The 8707-nt window shown below is 66.2% G+C and carries 10 protein-coding genes; 2 read left to right on the top strand and 8 right to left on the bottom strand.

The genetic code is table 11. The features are described 5' to 3' along the window. Positions 1-255 precede the first annotated feature (255 nt). The 5 genes from BM228_RS32620 to BM228_RS32600 all read right to left on the bottom strand — a co-directional run bounded on the left by BM228_RS32620 (position 256) and on the right by BM228_RS32600 (position 3598). Positions 256-666 carry an SRPBCC family protein gene (locus BM228_RS32620; RefSeq protein ID WP_092047404.1) on the bottom strand — a complete coding sequence of 137 codons (411 nt, stop codon included), beginning with the start codon at positions 664-666 and terminating at the stop codon, positions 256-258. A 72-nt stretch (positions 667-738) separates the two neighbouring features. Further along, a complete protein-coding gene (locus BM228_RS32615; RefSeq protein ID WP_092047402.1) occupies positions 739-1392 on the bottom strand; it encodes an SDR family oxidoreductase in 654 nt (217 codons plus the stop codon). Between the two features lie 33 nt (positions 1393-1425). Continuing rightward, on the bottom strand, positions 1426-2463 hold the full coding sequence (locus BM228_RS32610; protein WP_092047401.1) for an aldo/keto reductase: 1038 nt from the start codon (positions 2461-2463) through the stop codon (positions 1426-1428). Between the two features lie 23 nt (positions 2464-2486). Continuing rightward, positions 2487-3140 carry an SDR family oxidoreductase gene (locus tag BM228_RS32605; RefSeq protein WP_092047399.1) on the bottom strand — a complete coding sequence of 218 codons (654 nt, stop codon included), beginning with the start codon at positions 3138-3140 and terminating at the stop codon, positions 2487-2489. Positions 3141-3211: 71 nt separating this feature from the next. Next, complete coding sequence (locus BM228_RS32600; RefSeq protein WP_092047397.1) at positions 3212-3598, bottom strand: nuclear transport factor 2 family protein; 387 nt, start codon at positions 3596-3598, stop codon at positions 3212-3214. Positions 3599-3775: 177 nt separating this feature from the next. Between BM228_RS32600 and BM228_RS32595 the strand changes: the two genes are divergently transcribed. Next, complete coding sequence (locus tag BM228_RS32595) at positions 3776-4714, top strand: LysR family transcriptional regulator (protein ID WP_244537432.1); 939 nt, start codon at positions 3776-3778, stop codon at positions 4712-4714. Between the two features lie 263 nt (positions 4715-4977). Here BM228_RS32595 and BM228_RS32590 read toward each other — a convergent pair whose 3' ends face one another. Together BM228_RS32590 and BM228_RS32585 are read right to left on the bottom strand one after the other, a co-directional pair. Continuing rightward, complete coding sequence (locus tag BM228_RS32590) at positions 4978-5361, bottom strand: nuclear transport factor 2 family protein (protein WP_092047393.1); 384 nt, start codon at positions 5359-5361, stop codon at positions 4978-4980. Positions 5362-5571: 210 nt separating this feature from the next. Then, positions 5572-6054, bottom strand: coding sequence for a MarR family winged helix-turn-helix transcriptional regulator (locus BM228_RS32585; protein WP_092047392.1), 483 nt, complete (start codon positions 6052-6054; stop codon positions 5572-5574). 111 nt (positions 6055-6165) lie between these two features. Here BM228_RS32585 and BM228_RS32580 point away from each other — a divergent pair, with 111 nt between their 5' ends. After that, positions 6166-7167 carry a 4,5-dihydroxyphthalate decarboxylase gene (locus tag BM228_RS32580; protein ID WP_092047390.1) on the top strand — a complete coding sequence of 334 codons (1002 nt, stop codon included), beginning with the start codon at positions 6166-6168 and terminating at the stop codon, positions 7165-7167. 295 nt (positions 7168-7462) lie between these two features. Here BM228_RS32580 and BM228_RS32575 read toward each other — a convergent pair. Next, positions 7463-8707 (bottom strand): IS1182 family transposase (locus BM228_RS32575; RefSeq protein ID WP_092047388.1); only part of this gene is annotated, 1245 nt, incomplete at its 5' end.

Here is an 8707-nt window from a genome sequence, read left to right as displayed (position 1 = left end):
ACTTCCTGACCAAGACGTTGCCGCGCGTCTCGACCGAGATGGCCCTTCAGGTCCTGGCCTACAATCTGACGCGTGTTCTCAACATCCTGGGAAGCCGGAAGCTCTTAGAAGCCATTCCCGCCTGAGCAAGAGCCTTGGATCGCTCACTGAGGAACTGAAAAGCCGTCCAACAGCGCCTTCAACTCAAACGGATTGTCGCTCGACCACAAAAGGTCGCTCCAAGCGATGGAACGCCCATTCTCGCAAGATTGGGGGTCACCCGAGCGCAAAGCCCATTCCCGGCGTTTTGACACGGCCTGGACCCAACCACGCCATAAGCAGCGAGTTTCGCCCATCTTCACAGCGGACGAAGCTGCGGGGCTCGCTGGTGACCGGCATGACCGAGACCGTGAGGTGATAGTCGTCGACGGGGAGCGGCGCCTCGTCGAAGCGGTAGGTGAGGCCATGGTTGGCCTCGTCCATCGCCAGCAGGCGCTCGCGCAGGGTTCTGCCGTCGGAAAGGCGCAGGACGCGCACGCACCCCGGCATCCCATCGGGAAGGTCTCCCTCGATCCGGCTCTCGGCGATGGCCGGATGCCAAGTGGCGATCTCGCCGAAGCGCCTCAGCACGCTCCAGGTTCGATCCGGATCGGCATCGACGAGGGCGCCGTGGTCTACGGTCGGCATGGTTCGGGTCTCCCGTGTTCGAGGGAGCGGGCCGGCGGCCGGGCGGCTTCCCGGTCGCAGGCTCGCCGCGCGTCAGCCGGCGAAGGTGGCCTCGGGGGTCCAGGCGTCCGGCGCCTGGGCGTGTAGCCGCCAGAAGTGCTCGCCGACCGCGGTTGCCTCGGCCGAACCGGGCTTGATCTGCGCCACGACGGTCACGCTGGCGATATGGACGCCCTGCGCCCTGAACGGCTCGAACTGGCCGAGCGCGAGCGCCCGGATCCCGGCCTTGCCGATGCTGAGCGACAGGAAGTCGGGGTTCGGCTCCAGCCCGAAGCCGCCGCCGGTCAGGAGGATGGTTCCCGCGCCGCGCGCGGCCATCGCCGGCGCCACCGCCCTCACGGCCGACAGCGCACCGCCGATATTGACGGCCAGGTCGGCGTTGAACGTCTCGCCGGGCTGGTCGGCGACGGTTTGGTTGCGCAGCGCCGCGGCGTTGTAGTGGAGCACGTCGATGAGTCCGAAGGAGGCAGCGACCTCGGCCACGAGCCCGGCGACGCTGGCGTCCCGGCTCGCGTCGACCGTACGTTCCTCGGCGACGAGCCCTTTGTCCCGCAGTCCTGCGGCGAGCGTCCGGGTTCTGTCGGCGTCGCGCGATGCCAGCACGACGCGAAAGCCTTCGCGGGCGAACCGCTCGGCGGTGGCGAGGCCGATGCCGGGGCCGGCCCCGATGATGAGATACGTCTTCATGGCGATGTCCTTCGATAGGGGAGCGTGGGAGCCTCAGGCGTACGGGACGGGTGCCGGCCCGGGCAGCAACCCCTTCTCCTTCAGGTCCGCCCAGAGGCCGGCGGGGATGGCCTGCGAGAAGGATTCGATGTTCTGCCGGGTCTGCTCGACGTCCTTGGCACCCAGCACCACCGTCGCCACGGCCGGGTGCGCGGCGACGAACTGGATCGCGGCGGCCGGCAGGCTCACGCCGTGCGCGGCGCAGACGTCCTCGATGGCCGCGACCTTTTTCGCGATGTCCTCCGGCACGTTGCCGTAATCGTAGCTCGCCCCGCCAATCCCGACGCCGGACGCCAGCACGCCGGAATTGAACACGCCGGCGGCAACGATCGACACGCCGCGGCGGTGGAGCTCGTCGAACGCACCCTCCAGCGGGGCATGGTTGAGCAGGGAGTACCGCCCCGCGATCATCGCGCAGTCGATGTCGAACTCGCGCGCCACGGTGACCACGGCCTCCGTCTCGTTGACGCCGAGACCGACGGCCTTCACCGCACCGGAACGGCGCAACTCGTCGAGTGCGCGGTAGCCACCGTCGCGGATCTGCTTCCAGTACAGGTCGGCCTGGTCGCCGTGCCAGGCGCTGCCGAGGTCGTGGACGTAGAGGATGTCGATGTGGTCGAGCGCCAACCGCTTCTGGCTGTCCTCGAACGAGCGCATGAAGCCGTCGTAGGTGTAGTCGTAGGTGTCGAGGAAGGGCAGCGGTTCGACCCAGTCAATGCCGTAGACGGTATCGAGCGCCTTGGTCCGGCTCCTCGCCTTGAGCACGCGCCCGACCTTGGTGCTGACCGTCACCGCGTCGCGGATGCCCAGTTCGCGCAGTGCGTGGCCGAGGTTGTACTCGGCCTTGCCGAAGCCGTAGAGCGGCGCGCAGTCGAAGTACCGGATGCCGCCGTCGTAGGCCGCCTGCACGATGGCCTGGGCGTCGGCGAAGCTCACCTTCGCCTTGAAGCCGGCGAGCGGCACCGTGCCGAAGCCAAGCGACGTCACCGCCGCGCGCGTCCCGCCGAGCGCGCGGCTTTCGAATTCAGCCATGTCGAGATCCTTTCGGGGCTAGGTCAGCGCCGCGCGATGCGTGCCAGCGCCTCGTCGATGGGCGTGTCGCCCGAGGTCAGTTCGATGATGGTCCGGCTCACGTCCGGTCGCTCGATGATCGCGGCCAGCGTGGCCGCAACGTCGTCCCGCGGCACTGCGCCGTACGGAATGGCGGCCGCCGCGCGCACGCGGCCCGTACCCGGCCCGTCCGTGAGGGTGCCGGGCCTGAGGATCACCCAGTCGAGGTCGCTCGCGACGAGGTGCGCATCCGCGAGCTTCTTGACCCGGGCGTAGTTCTCGAACCCGGGATTGCGCTCGCCGCCGCGCAAGGCGTCGGGGAAGGCCGAGACGAGGAGGAAGCGCCGGATGAAGGCCTGCCGGGCCGCCGCAACGGTGAGTTCGAGGCCGCGACCGTCGATGGCGTTGGTGACCTCCATCCCAGCGCCGCCCGCGCCGGCCGAGAAGACCACGGCGTCGCTGCCGGCCATCAGCGAGGCCAGGGCATCGATGGACAACGCCGTCAGGTCACCCTGAATCGCCCTCGCCCCCAGCGCGGCGAGGTCCCGGGCCTGTTCCGGCTTGCGATACAGCGACCGGACAGCGTGGCCGTCCTCGGAGAGCAGGCGTGCCAGCCCGCGGGCGACCTTTCCGGCCCCTCCGACGATGAAGACGTTCATGCGGCACCTATCGGTTGGTTCGGGAGCACGCTCGGCCGGGCCGTCGGCAAGCCGATCCCGGCATCGACGGCTCAGTCCTCGTAGGCGTGGTAGACCTTGGCGATGATGCGCCAGGTCCCGTCCTGCTTCAGCAGGGAGTGGAAGTCGGTGTAGTCGAGGCCAATCACATCCTTCTCCATGTCGACGCGCACGACGGCGGTGGTGGGCGTGATCGCGAGGATGTCGATCCGCGTCCTGACCTCGGTTGCCTTGCCGTTCTTCTCGACGAAATCATAGAGGTTGGTGATCGGACCGCCCATCAGCGCGCCGTTGGTGAAGCCGTACATCACCGCGTCCCCGTGGAACGCCTTCGACAGGTCGGTGACCCTGCCGCTTTTCAGCCCGTCCACGTAGGCCTGAACGGTGGCGACGACGGCGTCGTAGTCGTCCGTCGATACGGTCTTGAGGTTCTTGGACATCGGATTTCCCTGCCTGGTCATGGTCGATGTGGTCGGGACGATCCAGGGCGTGAAACCCAGGTTCGATGGTGGGTAGGGTCCCCGAAGCCCGACCTCATCGACGACTTGCTCGGCATGAGATAGGCGATGCGCCGAACCCGGATAATGGGCCGAACCCGCATTTGAGTCGTGCATGACATGCAGGAATTGTTGGAGCCCGGCGGTTTTGAGGAGCTGGTGGCCTTCGTTGCCGTCGCGGAGGCCGGGAGCTTCGCCGCGGCGGCCAAGATCCTCGAACGGGATGCGTCCGTGCTCTCGCGGCGGGTGAGCCAACTCGAACGGCGGTTGGGCGTTCGGCTGCTGTCACGCACGACGCGCCGGGTGACGCCGACCGAGGTCGGTGCGGCGTACTTCGGCCGGGTGCAGGGCGTCCTGGACGAGTTGGCCAGCGCTAGCCGGGAGGCCAGCGACCATGCCGCCAGCCCGCATGGACTCGTTCGCGTCTCCATTCCGATCGTTTTCGGCCGGCTGTGGATCGCACCCATGCTGCCGACCTTCCTGGCGCGGTATCCGGAGATCCGGATCGACGTCCGGACGTCGGACCGCTTCGTCGACGTCGTGGCCGAGGGCATCGACGTGGCGATCCGCGTCACGGCCGGCGCTCAGCGCGACAGCACGCTCACCACCCGAAAGATCGCGTCCTACCAGAACCTGCTCGTGGCATCGCCGGGCTACCTCGCGGCGAACGGCCTTCCCGAAACGCCCGCCGACCTGACACGCCACAGATGCTTGGGGTTCACCGGTTTCACGGCCTGGCCGGACTGGCCCTTGGTCCGGGAGGGGAAACGCCAGACCGTGCGTCCGACCTGTTCCATGGTCGCCGACCACTCCGAGGTCCTGCTCATGGCGGCCGTGGCGGGCGCGGGCATCGCGTTCACCGCGGACTGGCTGGTCGGTCCAGCACTGCGCGACGGCACCCTCGTCGAGGTACTCCCGGGTTGGGTCGGGAGGGAGGACGGAGGCGTGTACGCGATCTTGGCGCCCGGCCGGCTCGTACCTGCCAAGACCCGTCTGTTCGTCGACGAGGTCGCGAACGCCATCAAGGCGGGCTGGGCGCACCGACCGAATGGCAGGTAAGCCTTACCCCTTATCAAAAGTCGCGACCCTCGCTGCATCCGACGGGCCGGCGAGTTCACAGATGCATTTGGAAGCGCCCGCCCCGGTGGGAAATCTGACGGATGGTTTCCCGTTGGAGCTCAAGCTGGGTTGCAAGCGGAAGATGACCGACCGCTCGCAAGCGGACGCTCCGCCTACGACCCAGCCCAGACGCTCTGATCGCCGTTTTGGCTCAGGATGGGAAGCGGATTGCGGATTCACGCCGCGCATGAAGCATCCGAGACCTAGAACATACCGTTCGGATTGGCCGAGGCATCGGGCAGGATCTGCAGCACATCCCAGTGCTCAACGATCCGGCCGTCCTCATCTAGGCGGAAAATGTCTATGGCCGCATAATCATGATCACCCGGCCAGTGCTGAAAGCAGTGCAACACAACCAGATCGCCCTCAGCGATTGCCCGCTTGACCTCTGCTCGCTTGCCCGGCCACTCACGCGACATGCGCTCGAAATAGGCAATGAAGCCGTCCTTGCCCGTGGCTACGTGTGGGTTGTGCTGGATGTAAGTGGCGCCGGCATAACGCTTGATAGCCTCGCGCGGACGGCAATCGTTGAACATCATCTGATAGAACGCGATCACGTTCGCCTTGTTCTGAGCGAGATTTGGCATGCCGTCTGCGTTCAACGCTCTGAGTGCCAAAGATTATTGAGGAAAGAGAGCACGTCGAGGGATAGCAGACAAGCGCTCTCATATTCCGAGCACCGCAATCTGTCGCCGAAGCTCTGGGCATTCGTCGATGGAGCAAGGATGGGGCTCCTGGTGCAAGCCGCCGGTCAACGGGGATTTGGTCCAGGCGAATGGGTCGAATGGGCTGGAGTGTCAATCCGAGGCGGGGCGGTCGAACCGAAGCATCATGTCGAGGAACTTTCCGCCCGGTCTGCCGGCCTGCCCGAAGAGGCGCGCCTGCACGGCGATGGCCAGCGGCATCGCCCGACGAAGCGCGTCAACCCCCGCCTCGGTGACCGCGACGGACTTCGCCCGCGTGTCCGCCGCGCTGCGCGGCCGTGCGATAAGGCCCTTGGCCTCCAGTGCCTTCAGGACCTGCGAGACCTGCATCGGATGGATGTCCCCGAACCGTGCCAGCGTAACCTGCGTCACGGCCTCACCCTCGCGCAGGAGCCACCCCGCCATGGCGAGCACGGTGAATTGGAGGTGGGTCAGACCGACCGGCGCTAGGATGCGGTCGATCTCGCGCACGTAGCGATGCACGACCCGCCACAACACGAAGCCAACCGCGTTTTCGGGCGAACCGAGGGTCTCGGTCGCGAAGATGTCGGACAGGGTCTGAGGGTTGGCTACCATCCCGGTTCTGTACGCCGCCGCCGTCACTGTCGCACCATCCCAAGCCACAGGGCTTCATTTAATAAACACGTTTATTATATGCGTCGGGAGATTTCGATCCCGGAGCCGTTCATGACCGCGAGAACCATCGACGTCGCCTTCTGGAACTACGATCGCACGCGGGCACTGAGCGACGGGCGCGTGCACATCGAGGGCGTCGAAGCCCGTTTCCACACGGCCAGGATCGTGCCGCAGATCTTCGAGGCGATGATCCACCGGCGCGCCTACGACGTCTCGGAACTCGGCCTGACCTACTTCCTGCGGACGTTCGCGCAGGGATCGTCGCCCTTCCTGGCGTTGCCGGTCTTCCCGAACCGCGCGTTCCGTCACTCGGCAATCTACGTCAACGCCGCGAGCGGGATCGAACGACCGGAAGACCTCGTGGACAGGACCATCGGCGAGTTGGCCCTCTACGGGCACGATGCCGGCGTGATGCCGAAGGGCATCCTGATGGACGAGTTCGGCTTCCGGCCCGAGCGCAACCGCTGGATCGTCGGCGGCATCGACTTCCCGATGGATCCGATCGATTTCGTGCCCCAGCCCCACCCCGCGGATGTCCCGGTCACGGTGGCGCCGAAGGGCACCGACCTCGGCGTCCTCCTGGAGATTGGGGAGATCGACGCCCTGATCTCCGCCGACGTGCCACGTTGCGTTCTCGACGGCTCGCCGAAGGTCCGCCGCCTCTTCCCGGATCACGAGGCGGTCGAGCGCGACTACTATCGCCGGACGGGCATCTTCCCAATCATGCACACCGTCGTGGTGACGCGCGAACTGGCCGAGCGCGAGCCGGATCTCGTTCGCGCGGTCTACAAAGGCTTCTGCGAAGCAAAATTGGCCGAGGTCGCGGGACTGACGCATGCGATGACGTTCAATAACATGGCGACGATGGTGCCTTGGCTGACGGATCTGCTTGCCCGCGACCGCGAGCTTCTCGGGGACGATTGGTGGCCCTATGGCATGGCCAGGAACAGGGCGGCTATCGACGCGGTGCTTCGCTACCATCACGAGCAAGGTCTGACCGAACGGCGATTCAAGATCGAGGATGTGTTCGTTCCATACTTGCTCGACGCGTAGGAAGCAGCATTCCGCAGCGGCCGTCGATCAGGAGCGGGCGCTACAGTAGCGGCTGCTTCTTTGGCCCCTCGCTCCAAAGCAGACCGGCAGAAATCCACCCCACCCAGCTATTCGGCTATCGACCCAGGCCGTGTCAAAACGCCGAGAATCGGCTTTGTGCTGGGGTGCCGCCCCAATTTTGCGAGAATAGGCGCTCCACCGTTTGGATCGACCCTTTGTGGTCGCGCATCCGTTTGAGTTGAAGGCGCTGCTGGACGGCTTTTCAGCCCCTCGGTGAACGATCAAAGGCCTTCACTCAGGCGGGGATCGCTACCAAGAGCTTCCGGCTTCCCATGATGTTGAGAACCCGCGTCAGATTGTAGGCCAGGACCTGGAGTGCCATCTCGGTCGAGACGCGCGGCAAGGTCTTGGTCAAGAAGTGCGTCGCCCCCATCCGTGCCTTCAGCGTGCCGAAGGGGTGCTCGACCGTCTCGCGCCGGACCCGCATGGCCAGCGGATCGCCGTCCAACCGGCGCTGTACGGCCTCCAGCACGTCCTCGTGCTCCCACCGGGTCACCCGGCGCTCCTTGCCTGTCGTGCACGCTCCCTTCATCGCGCAGGCCGAGCAGACATTCGTCCAGTACCGATGCAGGGTCAGGCCATTCTCCACCGAGGTGTACCGATGGGACAGCGTCTGACCCGCCGGACACAAGTAGGTGTTGTCCTGACGACGGTAGAGGAAATCATCCTTGCCGAAGCGCCCGACGGCCTTCGCGCCCGAGGTCATCGGCCGGGGCAGCGTCACGGCGATGCCGGCGCGTTCGCAGGCCAGGATCTGTTCACTGGAATAGTAACCCCGGTCAGCCACCGCATCGAGCGTGTCCGCTTCCAGAGCTTCTTTGGCCCGCGCGGCCATGCCGCTGAGCTGCGCCCGGTCCGAGCCGGCATTGGTGACCGCGTGCGCGACGATCAGGTGATGCTCGGTCTCGACCGCCACCTGGACGTTGTAACCCACCACGCCCGATCCACGACCGCTGGTGGCCATGGACCGCGCGTCGGGATCGGTCAGCGAGACCTGCCGGTCGGGCGCGGCCTTCATCTGCTCTTCCAACCCCGCCAGCCGCTCCATCTCCTGTCCGAGGCGGGCGATCTTTTCCTTCAGCCGCTCCACCTTGGCTGCCAGTTCCGGCGTGGGATCCTGACGATCGGCTGTGTCGAGCTGCGAGAGGTAGCGTGACACGCTCTCCTCGATCTGCTGGCGGCGCCGGTCGAGCTTGCCTTGCGTGAAGTTGCGGTCGCGATTGTTGACCGCCTTGAACTTCGAGCCGTCGATCGCGACGCACGTCCCCGTCAGTAGGCCCATCGTGCGGCACAGGGCGACAAAGCGGGCACAGACTCGCCCGATGGCGGGGCCGTTCTGCCGACGGAACTCGGCAATGGTCTTATGATCGGGCGACAGCTGGCCGGTCAGCCACATGACCTCGACGTTGCGGCCCGCCTCGCGCTCCAGGCGTCGGCTCGACGGGACCCGGTTGAGATAGCCGTAGACGTACAGCTTCAG

The organism is Methylobacterium pseudosasicola (assembly GCF_900114535.1).
In the GTDB taxonomy this organism is placed as follows: Bacteria; Pseudomonadota; Alphaproteobacteria; order Rhizobiales; family Beijerinckiaceae; genus Methylobacterium; species Methylobacterium pseudosasicola.
The sequence above is the reverse complement of the archived record's forward strand: the minus strand, read 5'-3'. Positions and strand labels throughout refer to the sequence as shown.

Bases quoted from the DNA above. Each gene is read 5' to 3' on its own strand.
- BM228_RS32620 (WP_092047404.1), bottom strand. From the start codon at position 666: ATGCCGACCGTAGACCACGGCGCCCTCGTCGATGCCGATCCGGATCGA.
- BM228_RS32615 (WP_092047402.1), bottom strand. From the start codon at position 1,392: ATGAAGACGTATCTCATCATCGGGGCCGGCCCCGGCATCGGCCTCGCC.
- BM228_RS32610 (WP_092047401.1), bottom strand. From the start codon at position 2,463: ATGGCTGAATTCGAAAGCCGCGCGCTCGGCGGGACGCGCGCGGCGGTG.
- BM228_RS32605 (WP_092047399.1), bottom strand. From the start codon at position 3,140: ATGAACGTCTTCATCGTCGGAGGGGCCGGAAAGGTCGCCCGCGGGCTG.
- BM228_RS32600 (WP_092047397.1), bottom strand. From the start codon at position 3,598: ATGTCCAAGAACCTCAAGACCGTATCGACGGACGACTACGACGCCGTC.
- BM228_RS32595 (WP_244537432.1), top strand. From the start codon at position 3,776: ATGCAGGAATTGTTGGAGCCCGGCGGTTTTGAGGAGCTGGTGGCCTTC.
- BM228_RS32590 (WP_092047393.1), bottom strand. From the start codon at position 5,361: ATGCCAAATCTCGCTCAGAACAAGGCGAACGTGATCGCGTTCTATCAG.
- BM228_RS32585 (WP_092047392.1), bottom strand. From the start codon at position 6,054: ATGGTAGCCAACCCTCAGACCCTGTCCGACATCTTCGCGACCGAGACC.
- BM228_RS32580 (WP_092047390.1), top strand. From the start codon at position 6,166: ATGACCGCGAGAACCATCGACGTCGCCTTCTGGAACTACGATCGCACG.